We start from the raw sequence: 18,791 nt of genomic DNA, 5'->3' as shown, positions 1-18,791 counted from the left end.
CAGGAAAAGCTTTGAGTAATTTACATCACACAAGTAAATGTGCATACATTTTATGAGGAGTCGGCATGTATCAACTGCTAATAAAAAATAGCCTTTAAAAAAGACCACCTTATCTGTCTATTTTGAAAAACAGTCAGGTAAGGTGGTCTTTTTTAAAAGTAATCTAAGATACTGTCTATTATCTACTATCCTTTTACTGCACTTGCAGTAATCCCCTCCATAATCTTCTCACTGAAAAATAAGAAAGCAATAATAATTGGGAGTACACTAATGACCAGCGTTGCACCAATCGCTCCCCAATCAGTCATGTATTGTCCAATAAAGTTTTGAATTCCAACAGTCAACGTTTTGAATTTATCTGAACTGATAAATGTGTTAACAAAGACAAATTCGTTCCAGTTATAAATCATATTAATAATAACTGTTGTTGACATAATTGGTGCCGATATCGGTAAAATGATTCTGAAAAACATACGATGGATCGAACTTCCATCAATAATCGCCGCTTCTTCAATTTCTCGTGGTATTGTCGTATAAAATCCAAATAAAATCATGACAGTTATCGGCAGGTTATACGTTGTATATGTGATTACAATCGACAATGGATTATCAATTAAGTTTACATTTGTAAACATATTGTAAAGGGGTATTAAAGCAGAGTGGACTGGAATCATTAATCCAATCATGATAATACCTAATACAAGACCACTATATTTCCAATGCATTCTAGTAATTGCATAAGTTGCCATACTTGCAACCAGGATGGTTAAAACCGTTGCAAGAGCCGTAATCCAAACACTATTCCAGAAGTATATTCCAATTCCACCTTCAAATACTTTTAAATAATTTTCCCATTTCGGATCAGTTGGCAAAGCAAAAGGATTACCGGCAAAGTTTTCCTGATTACTCTTCAGTGAAAACAAAACCAACCAGATAATCGGAAAAATCTGAAATATAGCAACAAAAGCTAAAACAACATATAGTAAAATAAAACCGATTCTTCTCATTGTATGCCCCCCTATCAATACTGAATCTCCTCTTTGGTTGCTGTTAGCTTACGGATAATAAACGTCACAATTAAGGTAATAATTAATATTAAGAACCCTATTGCACTACCGTAACCAAAGTTATAGCTCTCAAAAGCTAATTTATACATGTAGGAAGCCATAACTTCACTAGCTCCATTTGGACCGCCACCTGTCATAACATAAATTAAGTCAAAATATTTTAGTGAACCTACAACAGCTAACACAATTGTTACCATAAACACATTTCGAATTAATGGAACTTTAATTTTAAGTGCAATTTGTAATGGTGAAGCACCATCAATTTTAGCTGCTTCAATCAGTGAATCTGGGATATTTTTCAGTGCTGCATAATAGATTAATATATAGAAACCAGCATATTGCCAAATAACTGGAATAAAGATGGCATATAACACAATACTTGTATCAGCCAGCCAGTTTGGCAAATTTTCCACACCGATTGCCGACAAAATGCTATTTACCATCCCGTTCGTTGGATTGTACATTTTAATCCATAACTGGGCTATTGCTACAGAAGAGAGTAACATTGGAATTAAATATATTCTTCTCAAAAGGTTTGCGCCTTTAATTTTCGAAGCTAAGATTAAGGCAACTGCCAGGTAAATAATTAAACTCAATGCAGAAAAAAGAGCAAGTAAAAAGGAATGAAGTGCACTTTCCCAGAACTTACCATCCTGTAATGCAACCTTATAGTTTTCCAGGCCAATAAATTCCATTACTCCAATTCCATCCCAGTCCATTAATCCAAAATATCCGGAGAGAATTAATGGAACCACAATGAGAATACCTATTAAGAAAAGCGCTGGAAATGTATATAAAAAAATAACCCATTTATTGGACATTATTTTGTTCATAGCATTCAACCCCATTTTTATTGTGTAACCTTATGCTGGATGGACTCTATAATAGTTTATGTGTTTAATAGGAATCCATTCTCTTAAGTAGAAAAGGACAATCCAAGTTTGTAGGATATGTCCTTTTCCAGTAAACCTGATTTACATTTTAGCCAGTTCTATCCTTCATCCGCCAAAGCCTCTTCATTTCTTTTTGCAAATTCCTCTGGTGTTATTTCACCACCAAAAAGTGCTTGAATTGCATCTAAGTGTACCTGTGCATCTTCCGCATTCATTTGCACATCTGCATACAATGTAATATTGTTTGCTGAATTTAAGTCATTTAACACATTATTATACATTTCTGGAAGTTCCATGGAATCAGTATCAACTTTAGTTGCTGGGATAATACCTACATCTGTTACCGATCTTTCGCCCCATTGTTCAACAAGGTAAGAGGCAAATTTCTTTGCTTCTTCTTTTACATCAGAGTTTTGGGAAACGAATAAACCAACACCTGTTCCACCTATATAATTGTCCTTATTACCATTTCCATCAGCAGTTGGGAACTTAAAGTAACCTACATTATCCCGAAACTCCTGTGAAACATCATCGTTTGTTGTATAGTTTGGAAGATCCCATGTTGCGATTAAATACATAGCTGCCTGTTCTGCCATAAACATGCTCTTGGCTTCTTGATCACCGATACCATTAAACCCTTGTATAAAGGCATCTTCTTCAACTAGCCCCTGTACCTCTTCAGCCGCTTGAACCAGTGCTGGGTCTTCAAAAGAACCTTCTCGATTAATTGCTTGGGTTAATACGTCTTCATTCCCACTGAGTCGATCAGCTAAATACATGTACCACATAGACCCGGTCCACGCATCCTTATTACCTAAAGCGATTGGATTGACACCGTTTTCATTTAACGTCGCAACAACCTCTTTTAACTCTTCCAATGTCTGAGGGGCTTCTAATCCATACTCATCAAAAATTGCCTTGTTATAGAAAACGTATGAAGTATTTAGCTCTAATGGCAACCCATAAGTTGTACCATCCACGGAAAACGCTTCTGTCGTTCCGGAAACAAAATCATCTTTATTAAGTATATCATCTAATGGTGCGTACATATCACCTTCCACATATGGCTTCATATATCCTGCAGCCCATGTCATACCAACATCAGGTAATTCATCTGAAGTGGATAGTACTTTAATTTTGTCTTTATACTGCTCATTACTTAAAACTTCAAGATCAATGGTGATATTTGGATTTTCATTTTCAAAATTTGATATGATATCGTTAACAACTTTGTGATGCTGAGCCGAACTCCCCTCAGGCCATAAATGCATAAATTTTACTGTTTTTGTATCACCAGAGTCGGATTCATTTGATGCATCTTCATCACCTGTACAAGCAGCAAGAACAAAAACGGAAACAATCAACACAAACATAAACGAAACCGCTTTCCTAACTTTCATAACCATACCCCCTGTAAATTATTAAAAAAATGCTTAGGTATAAGCTTTATCTATATATTACCAGAACTGCTAATTGTTTGTCTAGTGGATGAACAAAGTTTATAATAAGATTATAACATGCTATACTATGGCAATAATAAGAGAAAGAGTTGATACGAGATGACAGGAAAAAAAACATGGAACCAGCATGTAGTCAAAAAACAGAACAAAGGACTGGTTCTGGAAAGTATTGAACAGAACTCCCCTATTTCCAGAGCCGATATTGCGAGTTCAACTGGATTAAATAAGGGAACGGTTTCTTCTTTGGTTAATGAACTACTTGAAGAAAAAATGATTGATGAGTCAGGTCCTGGAGAATCCAAGGGCGGACGAAGGCCTGTAATGCTCTTTTTTAACCAGGTAGCTGGATACTCTGTGGGAATTGATTTAGGTGTCAATTATATATTAGGTATACTAACCGATTTACGTGGAAACATCATTTCTGAAAGAACATCCAATTTTATCAATTTAACCTACGAGGAAATTTTGAAAGAGTTATTTCAAGTCATTGATACACTTATTAAGTCTGCCCCTGAAAGTCCATATGGGATTGTTGGAATTGGAATAGGTGTACCAGGTATTGTGAACAGAGATGAGAAGATTTTACTTGCTCCAAACCTTGGCTGGAGAAATGCAGAATTAAAATCAACTCTTGAAAAAAAATTCAATGTTCCCGTAACCATTGAAAATGAGGCTAATGCTGGTGCTTACGGTGAGAAAAACTTTGGCATTGGGAAAAACAATCAAAACATTGTCTATGTCAGTGTAGGTATAGGGATAGGTGTTGGACTCATTTTGAATGGACAACTATATCGAGGACATAATGGTTTCTCCGGCGAATTCGGGCATATGACTGTTGAAGTGAATGGTTCCAAATGTAGGTGCGGCAATAAAGGATGCTGGGAATTATATGCTTCAGAACAATCCTTGTTGGGAAATACAGAACAGTCTGGTAATTTAAATCTCCAAACAGATAAAGACCATACCCTGGAAACAATCTTAGATCTTGCCCAGAACGGAGATAAAGAAGCTATTCAACGATTTCAAAATATCGGTCAATACCTCGGTGTAGGAATTAATAATATTATTAATATTTTCAATCCGGAACAAGTCATTATTGGAAACCGAATGGCTAGTGCGGAAAAATGGCTAAAAGAACCATTAAACGACTGGATCCATAATCAGACCTTATGGTTCAGCCAAAAAGACCTAAGGATTGATTTTTCCCATTTACTAACTCATTCTACTGCTTTAGGAGTTGCTGCGTTTTCTACAGAAGAATTTTTATACAATAATATCCATAAAGAAGTTACAGTAAGTTAACCATTTTAACTTTTCTCTCGTTCCGGACGGTATTGTATAAAGTTTTTCTAAAGGTACAAGACTGCATTCTTTTTAAACCATTTAAAAAGAATGCGATCTATAAGAATACATACTGGAGTGATGGAGAATTCCTTGACTCCAAATTACCTTCCCGCAATTTCTATTAGTTATTAAAAAATTTTAGAGAGGTGATAAATATGACAACAATACAAAATCCGATTTTAACTGGCTTTAACCCGGACCCAAGTATTTGCCGAGCTGGAGAAGATTATTATATTGCGGTTTCAACCTTTGAGTGGTTCCCTGGTGTTGGAATCTATCATTCTAGGGATTTAAAAAATTGGCGTCTCGTTTCCCGCCCACTTAATCGCTTAAGCCAATTAAATATGATGGGAAATCCGGACTCCGGGGGAATTTGGGCACCTGACCTATCTTATCATGATGGCAAGTTCTGGCTTATTTATACTGATGTAAAAGTAACGGATGGACAATGGAAAGATAGCCATAACTATCTGGTTACCTGCGACACAATTGACGGTGAATGGTCTGAACCAAGTTATATGAATAGTTCTGGTTTTGACCCGTCTTTATTCCATGATGACGATGGCAAAAAATATTTTGTAAATATGGTATGGGATCCGCGCGTCGGTAATCATAACTTTTACGGTATCGTACTTCAGGAATATGATCCGGCACAGAAAAAGTTAGTTGGCAAAAAAGAAGTTATTTTTAAAGGAACTGATGTAAAATTAACTGAAGCACCGCATTTATATAAGATAAATGGCTATTATTATCTACTGACTGCGGAAGGCGGAACGAAATATGATCACCAGGCAACCATTGCCCGATCCAAAGACCTTTGGGGACCATATGAAGTACATCCGGAAAATCCGTTAGTAACCTCTATGCCATATCCTAGAAATCCGTTGCAAAAGGCCGGACACGGATCAATTGTCGAAACACATACTGGAGAATGGTTCATCACTTATCTCGTTGGGCGTCCACTTCCAAAAGAAGGAGAGCCTCTGCTTGACCCACGCGGATTTTGCCCGCTTGGACGCGAAACGGCAATTTCCCGCCTTGAGTGGAAAAACGACTGGCCATACGTCGTTGGAGGTAACCAGCCTTCTCTGGAGGTTGAAGGACCTGATATAGAAGAAGCGAAATGGGAACAAAATGATAATAAAAAAGATGATTTTGATTCTGAAACAATAAGTATAGATTTCCAGACATTACGAATTCCTTTAGGTGAGGAAATCGCTTCGTTGAAGGAAAATCCAGGTCACTTACGCATTCATGGAAGAGAATCATTAACATCAAAATTTACGCAAGCATTTGTAGCAAGGCGCTGGCAGCATTTTACTTTTACTGCTGAAACAAAAGTGAAATTTAATCCGGAAAACTTTCAACAGGCGGCAGGCCTAGTAAACTACTATAATACAGAAAACTGGACTGCACTGCAGATAACATGGAATGAGGAAAAAGGCAGGATCCTGGATCTTACCACATGCGATAATTTTACATTTGATCAGCCGCTTCAAGGAAAGGAAATTGTTGTTCCAGAAAACGTGGAATATGTTTACTTTCGCGTTAATGTAAAGACCAATGTCTATACGTATTCTTATTCCTTTGATGGGACAAACTGGACAGAGATTCCTGTAGAGTTCTATTCCTATAAATTATCGGATGACTATATTCGCGGTGGTGGCTTCTTTACCGGAGCATTTGTCGGTATGCAGTGCCAGGATACATCCGGAGAAAACATAGCAGCTGACTTTGATTATTTTGTTTATAAACCTGAATAATTTTCGTAAACAGGCCAGTGTAAGTTCCGGCCTGTTTTTTATATATCCACTAGTAGTGATGCTATGCCGTTGACTTGGCCTCGACCAATGCCTTTTTCTCCCACTTACGACTGCGCCAGCGGAATAACATAATAATTCCACGGAACCACTCATCTACTAACATCGCAATCCAAACCCCAATAAGCCCAAATTCTAAGTGTACACCTAATATATAGGCCAACGGGACACTAATTCCCCACATTGAAAGAATCCCCATCATGACGGGAAATTTTGCATCCCCCGCCGCCCGCAAGGCACTAATAATAACTAGATTAAACGTTTTTCCAGGCTGAAGAATAATTCCAATGACTAGCAGCATAGCACCACCTGCAATAATCCCTTCTTTATTTGTGAAAATTTGCATCAAGTTCTCCCCAAAGAAGGCAAATATGATGGACGGTATGATTGTGAAGATCAAACCATATTTAAGTCCACGAAACATATTATGATAGGCTGCTTCTTTTTCACCAGCACCAACTAGCTGACCGATATAAATTTGCATCCCCTTTGATATCGACATCGATAATACGGTAATCAGAGCCATTAAATTTTCTGTATAGACTTTCTTTGCCATAGCACTGGCCCCTAAAAGCATAATGAAGAAGGTAATCGTGATCTGGCTGGTATTGTAGGATAGATGCTCTCCTGCTGCCGGAACACCAATCCCCAATATTTTTTTCAAGTACTCAGATTTAAGTTTAGTAAAATCACACCAGGTCAACTTAATCTCTACTCGTTGGCTAACAATCCAAAATAGCACGAACATGGCCAGTGTACGACTAATCATTGTCGCAATAGCAACCCCTGTTACATTTAGCTGAGGAACGCCTAAAGCTCCAAAAATAAACAGATAGTTTCCGAAGATGTTGAGTACATTCATCGCCAGTACAACTAACATAACATCTTTTGTATGTCCCATAGCCTGTAAAACCGAAGATACAGTAATCACCATCGCTTGTGTAAATAAAGTTCCACCTACAATGGCCATATAAACAGCACCGTATTCCATTAAATCTGATTCTAAATTAAACAGACTCAAAAAAGGGTAGCGGAAACTTGCAATTATGATACTGATAAATAGCCCAAATAATAGATTCACAACAATTGCATTGGCAATGGTGATGCTGACATCTTTTGGCTTATTAGCCCCAACAAACTGTGAGACCACTACTCCGGAGCCCATGGCTGTAAAGTTAAATAGAACAAAGGTTAATACCATAATCTGGTTGACCACACCAATAGCCGCTACCGCTCCATCAGAAATAAAGCTAATCATAAATACATCTGCAAAATTCATCATCGTCTGCAAGAGTACTTCTATAAAAATAGGCCATGTAATCGTAAATAAACGTAGCTTTGCTGCCATGGATTGGTTTGGCATTTTTGTTCATCCTTTATCATGGGATTGAAGATTATTTCCTTACCCACTTTCTTTTGAAAAATAAATAATGATAAATCGTTTACATATAAAAGACAGTATCATATAGCAAACATTTAATCTACTATACCAATACTCTTTTTAATTTAGCTTCCTCACCTATCATTTACATCCTACGTTTCGACACGGTTCCATTAGTTAACAAGAAACATAATTAATATTTGCCGCAATAAAGGGCTAACCCAGAAGTTATTGGTCCGTAACTTTTGGTGTTAGCCCTTTTAATTTCAATGGTATTCCCCATTTCTCATTGCCCATAACTTCTCCTATCATTTGGCTACTGATTAGCCACCATCACAAATCATCAAAACCGTTCAAATCACTTGTTTTCGTATACTGTCGCGATTTTTGCTCAAAAAAATCTGTTTTGGTACCGTCAAAGTTATCCGCATAAGCACGGATCCATTTCATCGGATTTTCTGTATAATCCGGATAAATCTCACTCAGCCCCATCATTCGCAGCATTTTATTCGCGCGGTATTTAATATAGCCGGCCAATTCGTCAAGATCAATCCCATGGATATCGGCAAGGACATACGCTGACCATTCGATTTCGTGTTCTACCGATTGACGAAAGCTGCTGTACACCCATTCAGAAAATTCCCGAGTGTTCCATTCCGGGTTCTCGTTCAATACTGCGCGGAACAATTCGGTTATAAAGCGGCCGTGCTCCAGCTCATCCCGGTTAATGTAGCTAATCATTGTTGACGTACCGACCATTTTATTCTGCCGGGCCAGATGATAGAAGTAAGCAAACCCCGAATAAAAAAACATTCCTTCAAGAAGCGCCGAATAGACGATGGTTTTCAGGATATTTTCCATGGACGGCTCCTCAACAAATGCATTGTATTGCCCCGCTATCGCCTCATTTCGTTTAAGCAGAACCGGATCCTTGCGTCCAAGCTGAAAGGCCTCGTTCTGTTTATCCAGCGAAACGACTGATGACAAAACATAGGAGTAGCTTTCATTATGCACGGCTTCCTGCTGAGCAATCACGGCCATGATTGATTGAACAGATGGATCGGTTGCATAAAGAGATAGAATCAGTGCAGTCCGGGTCTGCGGTGCGTCAAGCGTTGATAAGAGACCGATAATTTTTAAGTATGCGTCCTGTTCCGCTAACGTCAGCGATTTAAACTGCCGCAAATCCTCCGCCATATTGATTTCATCCGCCTGCCAGTAGTTGCCTAAGAGTCGCTTATACATTTTATACCAATGAGGATAAGCGATATCGTTCCAGTTTAAAATACCGCTTGACTTCCCGTTGAACAGGGATGTTGATTTATTGGGATTCAGTGGTTCCAGCGTTTTTGCTTTCTCAAGAAAGAGTTCTGACATCGTAAAGTACTCCCTTCAGCCATGTTATCACGCGTTTTTCCTGTGATCCTCGTGGAGACTGTTCAATTTTCAAGCCATCCCACCGGCTTTGATAGAACCTTGCCAGTTTATCGACAGCAAGACAATACAGATCATCCCCGCCGAATTGCGTATCTCCAGTACCAAATACAGCAACATGTTCAGGCTTATAGCCAACTTCCAGCACGAAATCCTTAACCTCATCAGGTGTTGCCCCCATTTCCCAGGTGAATGTCCCGATAAAAATCAGATCGTATATAGAGACATCCACAGGCAGATCAACACCAATCCTGTGCATGTCAACACTAATCCCGGCATTTTCGAGATAATCAGCTATGATTTCGGCTGTTTCCTTGGTGTTTCCACTGTAAGATAAATAAGCCACTAATGTCCTCAACTTTGGCACCACTCACACTCTTCAACATCATTGGCCGTTGATCTTACATAGTACGTTGTTTTCAGTCCTTCCTTCCAAGCCTGCAAATGCAAATCAAGAAGAAAGGATGCCTGAATCGTATTCGGCACGTAAAAGTTGAAGGAAATGCTCTGATCAATATGTTTTTGCCGGACTGCATTCTGTCTGACTGACCAGCGCTGATCCAGAATATAGGCTGACCTGCGATAGGTCTCATACGTATGATGATTCAGCTCCGGAGCGGTTACCGCAATTTTGAAGTCCTTCTTTTCTTCAAAATAAAAGGGCTTGAATACTGGATCAATGCTTGCCGTAGAGCCTGCAATCATGGAAGTGGATGAATTTGGGGCAACTGCCATCAGGTAACCGTTACGGATACCATAAGTAGCCACATCCTGCTTCAATTGATCCCAGCTATCTCCTGCATAACCTTTATCAGTAAAGTACTGACCTGTATGCCACTGACTCCCTTTAAACGCCGGATAGGTGCCTTTAACCCGACTCAGCTCCATGCTTGATTTAATGGTCAGGAAGGCAATCTTCTCATAGAGTCTGTCCGCATAATCAACAGCTTCCTGTGATTCCCACGAGATCCGTTTTTTTGCCAGCAGGTGGTGCCATCCAAATGTACCAAGTCCAACTGCGCGATACTTTTGATTCGTCCTTTGGGTCTGGGGTAGTGGCAGCGTATTGATGTCGATCACATTATCAAGCATGCGAACCTGGATGGGGATCAGTCTCTCCAGTACTTGATCCGGTACCGCCCGTCCGAGATTAATCGAGCTCAAATTGCAGACAACAAAGTCCCCGGGTTTGTACTTTTTAACGATAGTCCCATCCGGTTCCGTCAGCTCTTCCAAAAGCTCCGTCGGCGACTGGTTCTGTGTTATCTCCGTACACAAATTAGAGCAGTAAATCATACCTTGATGCGGGTTATTATTTTTTCGATTCACCTCGTCCCGGTAAAACATGAACGGGGTACCGGACTCAAGCTGTGATTTCATAATCCGTTTCATAATATCGATAGCTGGAACTACCCGTTTCGTAAGCTGATCCGATTCGACGCACTCCATATAGCGCTCCCTCCACGAACCTGCACCTCTCTCCTCATCATAGAATTCCTCAAGAGAATAGCCCATTACCTGGCGTACTTCATGGGGGTCAAACAAGTACCAGTCGCCCCGGTTCTCCACCTGCTCCATGAAGTAATCCGGCAGACAGACACCTGTAAAAATATCATGTGCACGCAGCCGTTCATCCCCGTTATTCAGCTTTAAATCAAGAAAGGCTTCAATATCTGTATGCCACACATCGAGATAAATCGCAATCGCGCCTTTACGTGTACCTAGCTGATCGACACTGACCGCTGTATTATTAAGCTGCTTAATCCACGGTACGACACCACTTGACATATCCTTAAATCCTTTAATTGAGCTCCCACGACCACGGACCTTTCCCATATAGACACCAATCCCGCCACCATTCTTGGACAGTTTGGCAATGTCTGTATTGCTGTCGTAAATCGACTGAAGACTATCATCCACGGTATCGATGAAGCAGCTGGATAACTGACCATGCGTTTTACCAGCATTCGTAAGTGTAGGTGTGGCAACAGTCATGTATAAATTGCTTAATGCCCAATACGCCTCAGCAACATACCGACGACGATCAGCCGGGTCCTCCTTCTGCATGAGATGCATAGCAATAACCATCCACCGCTCCTGAGGCAATTCATAGGTTCTTTTTTCGTGATCACGGGCCAAATAACGGGTTGCCAGCGTATACAGGCCAAGGTAATTAAACAGCAGATCACGTTCGGGCTCAATAAGGCCTGCATAGTAGTCAATTTCTTCCTTAGGGTATATTTTTAAAAGCTTTTCCGTGTAAATGCCCTTATCTGTCAGTATTTGAATTAATTCATAAAAATTCCCGTAGCACACACTTGGAGCGTAATCCCTGTTCGATGCAGCCTGGTAGTACAGATCATCTAAATAGATTCGACTGGCGACAAATGTCCAATCCGGGCTGCCTTCATCTATATGTTCAAGTGCACGTTTAATGAGATCATTCGTTTTCCTGGTGCCAGTCCTATGTACCATTTCTATAAAGGAATCTTTATCCACATGTAACCCTTGCATAATCCAATCGATCCATTTTGTCTGGGTATCTGTCAAAGCAGTCGTCATTATTTTTCCTCCCTAAAAAAATTAAAACCGCTCACCCCAGGGATGAACGGTTATAAAGGAAACGACAGATTATATGAACCTTGTTCTGTCGTTTCATTCTCTCTTACCCCGGGGAAACGAAACGTCCGAGCTGCGGCAGGTCTCCTGACTTGTGCTTCAGCCTACTAGGGGCCTTCCCATATGAAAACCGTAAAGCCATTCATACAGTGGATATCCCGTTCGTCCACACTCACAGTTGCGGGGACAGTTCCGGATTCTCACCGGATTCCCTTTTAAGACATAACTGTCACCACAGCTCGCGAACACTATATATAGTGATAATTTTTATTTTTTAGCAATATATTGTATCTATTAAACTATCACAGTTTTTGCATAAGTTCAATCATCGATTATTAATAGCCTGGTAAAAACGATATTTCATACCAAGGCCAGCTCATTCCCGTATAGTTCCAAAGTAGGATTTTTATAAATTTCGTAAGCGCTTACAAAGTTTGACACAAAAATGGTTTTGGTAAATGTTATCTTCTAATTACTACTCAAATATACCTATGTTTCCATTAAGAAAGAAATAGAAATGGAGAAAGGCTTCCAGAATTCTTCAAAAAGATAATCGTACAAGCACACAACCAATGCCTGGACTAATGATCCTGCTTTATTAAAGGGGGGGATTCATACAGCTCTTTAATGCAACTTCATCAAAAGAGTATTTCAGTCAGTATCAGCAGGAGTTCAACCGTTATGAAGTACTTCTCAGCGTATAACAGAGGTACTATCACTTTTAGGAGGGTTATCATGGCAGGCAATCGAGGTGTCGTTTATGAAGGTCCCGGAAAGGTTTCGGTTAAAGACATTGATTTTCCCGATTTAGTGTTAAAGGATGGTCCAGGTGTTCCTGCTTCTAATGTGGGACGCAAATGTGAACATGGTGTCATTCTTAAGGTTATTACTACGAACATATGCGGCAGTGACCAGCACATGGTGCGCGGACGTACAACAGCACCTGAAGGACTGGTTCTTGGACACGAAATTACTGGTGAAGTCATAGAAGTAGGAAGAGACGTCGAATTTATTAAAAAGGGAGATATTGTTTCTGTTCCATTTAATATTGCATGCGGACGTTGTGATATGTGCCGTCAACAAAAAACACATATCTGTACAAATGTTAATCCCGAGCGCCCTGGTGCTGCTTACGGTTATGTAGATATGGGAGGATGGGTTGGAGGACAATCCGAGTATGTCATGGTTCCATATGCGGATTTCCAGCTCCTCGTCTTTCCTGATAAAGAAAAAGCCATGGAAAAAATACTGGACTTAACCATGTTGTCCGACATTTTTCCAACAGGCTTCCATGGCGCCTATTCAGCCGGGGTAAAAGTGGGGTCAACCGTCTATGTAGCTGGAGCTGGTCCTGTCGGCTTGGCTGCGGCCCATTCGGCTCAACTATTAGGAGCCTCCACTGTTATCGTAGGCGATTTAAAAGAAGAGCGACTGGAACAAGCCAGAAGTTTTGGATGTGAAACCGTTAATCTTAGTAAACATGATCGTTTAGGTGAGCAGATTGAACAAATCCTGGGTGTACCGGAAGTTGACTGTGCTGTCGATGCCGTTGGTTTTGAAGCATCCGGCCATGGAGCCAACGCAGGAGAACAGCCGGCAACCGTTTTAAACGCCATTATGGATATCACACAGGCAGGTGGACAGCTCGGCATTCCGGGTTTATATGTAACGGAGGATCCCGGAGCAGCTGACACAGATGCACAAACAGGATCATTAAAAATACGGCTCGGCCTTGGGTGGGCAAAAGCACATACATTTGTCACCGGACAGACTCCTGTCATGCAATATAATCGTCACTTGATGAAATCCATTTTCTCCGGTAAGGCGCAAATTGCCAAAGCTGTTAACGCAACAGTTATCAATCTCGATGAAGCCCCGCAAGGCTACAGTCAGTTTGATAGTGGCGTTGCCCGGAAATTTGTTATTGATCCACATGGTTCGATTCGCTGATTTAAACGTATATTCTATAAGGAACGTTTTAAGGAGCTGAAAATGGCACTGTGCCCTTCAGCTCCTCTCTTATTTCCCCTGACTTTATTCCCCCGCATGCCGTTTCTTTTCTCTTAAAAAGAACGAAAGTATCAATCCCGTAATGGCAAATATAAAAGCAACCAGAAAGGCTGTTTTTACACCGTTCAGATAAGCGGAAGGATCCAATGCTTCAGAGCCGGCAGCTGTTCGACTGATAAAGGAAATAATAAAGGTTAACCCCAGCGATCCTCCAAATTGCCGGGCCGTATTGATAACCGCTGTTCCATGCGAAATCAGGTGATCAGGCAAAGCATTAATACCTGCCGTCATAATTGGCATATTAATCATGCCGACACCTGCCATAGAAAGCATAAATAAGACGATGGTCATGACGAACGGTGTATCAAGTTCAAGAATCAAGTGAAAACCAAGTGTGCTTAGACAGAGTAAAACAAAGCCGATGATGGCAATCGTTTTCCCACCGTATCGATCAAACAATTTCCCTGCAAACAGAGACATTGATGCAAGGGTCAAAGCTCCAGGCATCACAATCAACCCACTATAATAAGCTGAATATTGCTGTGCGTTCTGGACATACATTGGCAAAATGGTCTCTGTGGAAATGAGTAAGCTGAAAGAGAGCACTGAAATAAACGCTACAAGCGCAAAAACAGGTACTTTAAGTACACGCAGCTCCAAAATCGGACTCTTTAACCGCAACTGTCTGCGCGCAAATAATCCTATTGCCAGCATACCTGCAATCACACTGCCAAGCGCACCAGCATCTGTTATTCCTGCCTCTTCAGCCCTGTTAAACCCGTAAAGAATTCCTCCAAAGCCAATGGATGACCATAATATAGATAAGACATCGATTTCCGTCTTCCGCTGTTCTGTAATATTACGCATAAACAAAAATACGCAGGCCAGAATACAGGCTGCAACGAAAAGGATTAAGAGAAACAATGCGCGCCATTCAAAATAGTTAATCATAAGACCTGATATGGGAGGACCTATCGCGGGAGCCACGTTAATCACGAGTCCTGCCAGCCCCATCGCAGCCCCTCTTTTTTCTTTGGGATATAGAAGAAACATGATGGTCTGCATTAAGGGAATCATAATTCCTGAGCCAATGCCCTGCACAATACGTCCTGCTATCAGGAATGGAAAGGAAGGCGCAAAAAATCCGAGCAATGTCCCTGCAAAAAACAGAAGCATTGCACTCATCATTAATGTTCTGGTTTTAAACCTGTCAATGAAATACGCCGTTATCGGAATAAGTATGGCAGCTGTTATCATATAACTGGTCGTCAGCCATTGAACGTCAGTGGAATCAATCGCAAACTCATCCATAATTTTTGGAAAAGCTGTAATGAGCAGAAATTGCGTAAGCACCGATAAAAAGGCTGCAGATAATGTAGTTGCGATTATTAATCGTCTATGTAAAGGTGATAAGTCCACCGTATTCATACTGTTGCCGCTCCTTTCCCATCCTCATAGCCCGGCCCATCTCATGAATTCATTAGCGATAAGCTGTCAGCCTCCTATCCTGTAAAAGGAACAATGAATCTATTCATCAAGAGCTCTCGATTTCTTATGATAAACGAAACTTGATGGATATACGTATATTTTGCTTCTTTGAGGAGAAACTATTTCGTAAAGTTTTCCATTTACATAGGATATCAAAATACAGCCTGTAAGTTCCAACTAAGGAGGTATGAGAAAAAAATGTTTAATGACAGTGCGGAAGAGCTTGCAAACAAAATATATGAGGAACAAAAGAAGAAGAATGAGGAAGCGATTAATGAGGCCAAAAAAGATATGAGCGGGAATTAAAAATGGTTAGGATCCCCTAACCATTTTTTTGTCTATTGTCTTTTTAAATCTTTATTTATGGCTCGAGTTTTGGTTATCTGAATCAGTCTCCTTGTTTCCCCGACCAAATTTTCGAATGATTTCAAGACAGAGCCAAAACAATTGAAAGCTTGTCTCCAGGTTCAGCCTCCCATTATTTGTATCTAAATTCAGTTTTTCCCGTTCTTCTGCATCGGTTTCATCCAGGTGAATATTAACAATCCATTGCTCCCCGTTTGTTAAGTCCATTCTTTTTGAAATGATGGTCCGGTCTTCTGAGGGTAACATTTTGTCTGTTCTATTTTTCAAAACGTTTATCAGGTGCGACGGAGAGCTATCCAGGCTGACACTGCTCCCTAATTTTTCAGGCTCTAAACCCTTTCCGTCAATAAATGAGATTGTCTGTCCGTCAATTTTATACAAAGAATAATCACAGCCAAAGTCCAATTGACTCAAGGTTAATTCATCTTTTATAAGTGTTGATAAATTATTTCTGAGCTGACGGAGAAAACGACTCATTTTGTTGTAACGCTCTTTGAAATGGTAAAAACCATCCTGAGTCTCCTGTAAATTTTCGATCAGTCTCTGAATATGTTCGCTATAATCCATTAATTTTTTCTGTGTTTCTTCTGTATCCTTCTGTAGATCCTTAAAAGAGAAATCCCGTTTATCAATAAAAGGTAAAAACAAACGATATTCCTCTTCCTTCACCTTTTCATAAGCCTCCAGATTCATCTTTTTCTGTTCAACCCTGGACAAGTCAATCACTGCATATAAGTAAATGATCCATATGAAGAACACAACTGAGGTTCCGACTAAAAGATAAACAACATATGGCTCCGGCAATAATGTAATACTCAAAGAAATACCCAGTATTCCGAGCAGCTTTACAATCGTCATCATCATACGGTTTATTGAAAAAATTTTTCCCAGCATTGCTTTAACCAGGGAACTGAGCTTTAATTTATTTCTTCTTGTTGAATGAAAGGCATTATGAAGCTCATTAACATAATCATCGATGTTCTTTAAGTCATCCTGCATTTTTGAACTCAAAAAAATATCCCTCTTTCTTTTGAGTTTTATTCCATCCTATTACAGCTTCCGGAATAATATTTATGAAATTCCGATATAATTCGGTTTTCTCAGGATAGTGGATGACTGAACAAACAAAGAAAGGCCTCTTCCAAAAATGTATGTTTGCATGGGCAAATACATTTTGAAAGAGGCCTTCTCTAAGAAAATATTTAAGGGTTTAACCTGTTACTGTACCTGCATCAGCCGGATCTACTCCATGACGGTAGTAATCAGCATGAATTGGCTCAAGCGGTTTACGTCCAAGGATGATATCTGACGCTTTTTCCGCAAGCATTAACACAGGTGCATGGATATTCCCGTTTGTTACATATGGCATAGCGGATGCATCAACCACACGCACATTGTCGAGCCCATGGACTTTCATCGTTTGCGGGTCCACGACAGACATAGGATCTGACTCAGGTCCCAACTTTGCTGTACAGGACGGATGAAGGGCTGTTTCCGCATCCTTGGCCACCCAGTCCAGGATCTCCTCATCTGTTTGAACGGAAGGACCAGGAGAAATTTCACCTGAGTTGTAAGGTTTCATCGCTGGCTGAGACATAATTTCCCTTGTCACTCGAACGGCTTCCACCCATTCGCGACGGTCCTGTTCGGTTGAAAGATAGTTGTAGACCATGCTTGGATGCTCTTTAGGATCCTTTGAACGAATCTTTAATGATCCACGGGCATCAGAGTACATCGGTCCAACGTGGACTTGGAATCCGTGTTTTGTAGCCGCTTTTTGTCCATCGTACCGTACAGCAACCGGGAGGAAGTGGAACATGAGATTTGGATAGTCAACATCCTCGTTTGAACGTACAAATCCTCCACCTTCGAAATGGTTGGTTGCCGCAGGGCCTTTACGTCCTAGTAACCACTGTAAGCCGATCCAAGGCATCCGAGCTTTATTTAAGCTAGGCTGTTGGGAAACCGGTAATGGACAGGAATACTGGATGTAAACTTCCAAGTGGTCCTGAAGATTTTCCCCTACACCCGGCAGGTTAACTTTTGGCTCGATACCAACAGAGCGCAAATGTTCAGCGTCACCTACACCAGAAAGCTGAAGCAGCTGTGGTGTATTGATGGCACCTCCAGCAAGAATCACTTCGCCTGCATTGACATGATGAGTCTTTCCGTTTCGCTGATAGGTCACACCACCGGCACGTTTGCCTTTAATGTCGATGCCTGTAACGAAAGCACGTGTTTTCACTGTAAGGTTCGGGCGTCGCATCGCCGGACGTAAGTAAGCACGTGACGTTGACATCCTTCTTCCTTTATAAACATGTTTATCAAATGGGCCAAAGCCTTCCTGACGATACCCGTTTACATCAGGTGTTCGGGAATAGCCAGCTTCGACTGCTGCATCAAAAAAAGCTTGGAACAATGGATTTGTCGCAGGCCCGCGTTCCAATTTAATCGGACCATTATGGCCACGAAGCTCATCATCCGGATCTGATCCCAAGGCATTTTCCAGGCGTTTAAAATATGGAAGGCAGTGGGCAAAGCTCCACGATTCCATGCCCGGATCGGCACCCCAGCGCTCATAGTCCAGTGGGTTCCCCCGCTGATAAATCATACCGTTAATGGAACTCGAACCCCCAAGCACCTTTCCTCGAGCGTGCTTGATACGGCGACCATTCATATAAGGTTCAGGATCAGATTCGTATTTCCAGTCGTAGAAGCTTTTTCCTGCCGGGAACGGTAAAGCTGCCGGCATCTGAATTAACAGGTCCCATGGATAATCACTGCGGCCAGCTTCCAGGACAAGAACACTTCTCTTTCCATCTTCACTTAAACGATCGGCAAGTACAGAACCTGCACTGCCTGCTCCAATAATGACATAGTCAAATTTTTCGTTCATATTCCAGACCTCC

13 protein-coding genes and 1 riboswitch are annotated in these 18,791 nt (G+C 40.8%); of the genes, 3 read left to right on the top strand and 10 right to left on the bottom strand.

The annotated features are described in order from the left end of the window. Positions 1-185: 185 nt before the first annotated feature. From ACZ5OK_RS01775 to ACZ5OK_RS01765, 3 genes are all read right to left on the bottom strand, one after another. Positions 186-1,007, bottom strand: coding sequence for a carbohydrate ABC transporter permease (locus ACZ5OK_RS01775; RefSeq protein WP_343841660.1), 822 nt, complete (start codon positions 1,005-1,007; stop codon positions 186-188). Between the two features lie 14 nt (positions 1,008-1,021). Beyond that, positions 1,022-1,900, bottom strand: coding sequence for a carbohydrate ABC transporter permease (locus ACZ5OK_RS01770; protein ID WP_343841659.1), 879 nt, complete (start codon positions 1,898-1,900; stop codon positions 1,022-1,024). A gap of 158 nt (positions 1,901-2,058) precedes the next feature. Beyond that, positions 2,059-3,360 (bottom strand): extracellular solute-binding protein, encoded by a 1,302-nt coding sequence (locus tag ACZ5OK_RS01765; RefSeq protein ID WP_343841657.1) that lies wholly within the window; start codon positions 3,358-3,360, stop codon positions 2,059-2,061. A 159-nt stretch (positions 3,361-3,519) separates the two neighbouring features. Between ACZ5OK_RS01765 and ACZ5OK_RS01760 the strand changes: the two genes are divergently transcribed. Beyond that, a complete protein-coding gene (locus ACZ5OK_RS01760) occupies positions 3,520-4,722 on the top strand; it encodes an ROK family protein (RefSeq protein WP_464758304.1) in 1,203 nt (400 codons plus the stop codon). A 197-nt stretch (positions 4,723-4,919) separates the two neighbouring features. Continuing rightward, positions 4,920-6,527, top strand: a complete 1,608-nt coding sequence (locus tag ACZ5OK_RS01755) for a glycoside hydrolase family 43 protein (RefSeq protein WP_343841653.1) — start codon at positions 4,920-4,922, stop codon at positions 6,525-6,527. A 61-nt stretch (positions 6,528-6,588) separates the two neighbouring features. Here the strand turns inward: ACZ5OK_RS01755 and ACZ5OK_RS01750 are convergent, their stop codons facing one another. The 4 genes from ACZ5OK_RS01750 to ACZ5OK_RS01735 form a co-directional block, all read right to left on the bottom strand. Continuing rightward, positions 6,589-7,947, bottom strand: coding sequence for an MATE family efflux transporter (locus tag ACZ5OK_RS01750; protein WP_343841651.1), 1,359 nt, complete (start codon positions 7,945-7,947; stop codon positions 6,589-6,591). A gap of 351 nt (positions 7,948-8,298) precedes the next feature. Then, the gene (locus ACZ5OK_RS01745) at positions 8,299-9,342 is read right to left on the bottom strand and encodes a ribonucleotide-diphosphate reductase subunit beta (protein ID WP_343841649.1); all 1,044 of its coding nucleotides are present in this window, start codon (positions 9,340-9,342) and stop codon (positions 8,299-8,301) included. Next, complete coding sequence (locus tag ACZ5OK_RS01740; protein ID WP_343841647.1) at positions 9,323-9,769, bottom strand: flavodoxin; 447 nt, start codon at positions 9,767-9,769, stop codon at positions 9,323-9,325. The genes ACZ5OK_RS01745 and ACZ5OK_RS01740 overlap by 20 nt, the downstream gene beginning before the upstream one ends. Next, positions 9,754-11,961: a ribonucleoside-diphosphate reductase subunit alpha gene (locus ACZ5OK_RS01735; protein ID WP_343841645.1), complete on the bottom strand. Its 2,208-nt coding sequence runs from the start codon at positions 11,959-11,961 to the stop codon at positions 9,754-9,756. The genes ACZ5OK_RS01740 and ACZ5OK_RS01735 overlap by 16 nt, the downstream gene beginning before the upstream one ends. A gap of 117 nt (positions 11,962-12,078) precedes the next feature. Continuing rightward, positions 12,079-12,270: riboswitch (cobalamin riboswitch) on the bottom strand. Between the two features lie 483 nt (positions 12,271-12,753). Between ACZ5OK_RS01735 and fdhA the strand changes: the two genes are divergently transcribed. After that, positions 12,754-13,968, top strand: a complete 1,215-nt coding sequence (gene fdhA / locus ACZ5OK_RS01730; protein WP_343841642.1) for a formaldehyde dehydrogenase, glutathione-independent — start codon at positions 12,754-12,756, stop codon at positions 13,966-13,968. An 84-nt stretch (positions 13,969-14,052) separates the two neighbouring features. Here fdhA and ACZ5OK_RS01725 read toward each other — a convergent pair whose 3' ends face one another. The 3 genes from ACZ5OK_RS01725 to betA form a co-directional block, all read right to left on the bottom strand. After that, complete coding sequence (locus ACZ5OK_RS01725; RefSeq protein WP_343841639.1) at positions 14,053-15,456, bottom strand: MDR family MFS transporter; 1,404 nt, start codon at positions 15,454-15,456, stop codon at positions 14,053-14,055. A gap of 417 nt (positions 15,457-15,873) precedes the next feature. Beyond that, positions 15,874-16,893 (bottom strand): hypothetical protein, encoded by a 1,020-nt coding sequence (locus tag ACZ5OK_RS01720; RefSeq protein ID WP_343841636.1) that lies wholly within the window; start codon positions 16,891-16,893, stop codon positions 15,874-15,876. A 199-nt stretch (positions 16,894-17,092) separates the two neighbouring features. Further along, on the bottom strand, positions 17,093-18,778 hold the full coding sequence (betA, locus tag ACZ5OK_RS01715) for a choline dehydrogenase (protein WP_343841634.1): 1,686 nt from the start codon (positions 18,776-18,778) through the stop codon (positions 17,093-17,095). Positions 18,779-18,791: the final 13 nt, after the last annotated feature.

Source organism: Salinibacillus aidingensis, from assembly GCF_055393355.1.
The sequence above is the reverse complement of the archived record's forward strand: the minus strand, read 5'-3'. Positions and strand labels throughout refer to the sequence as shown.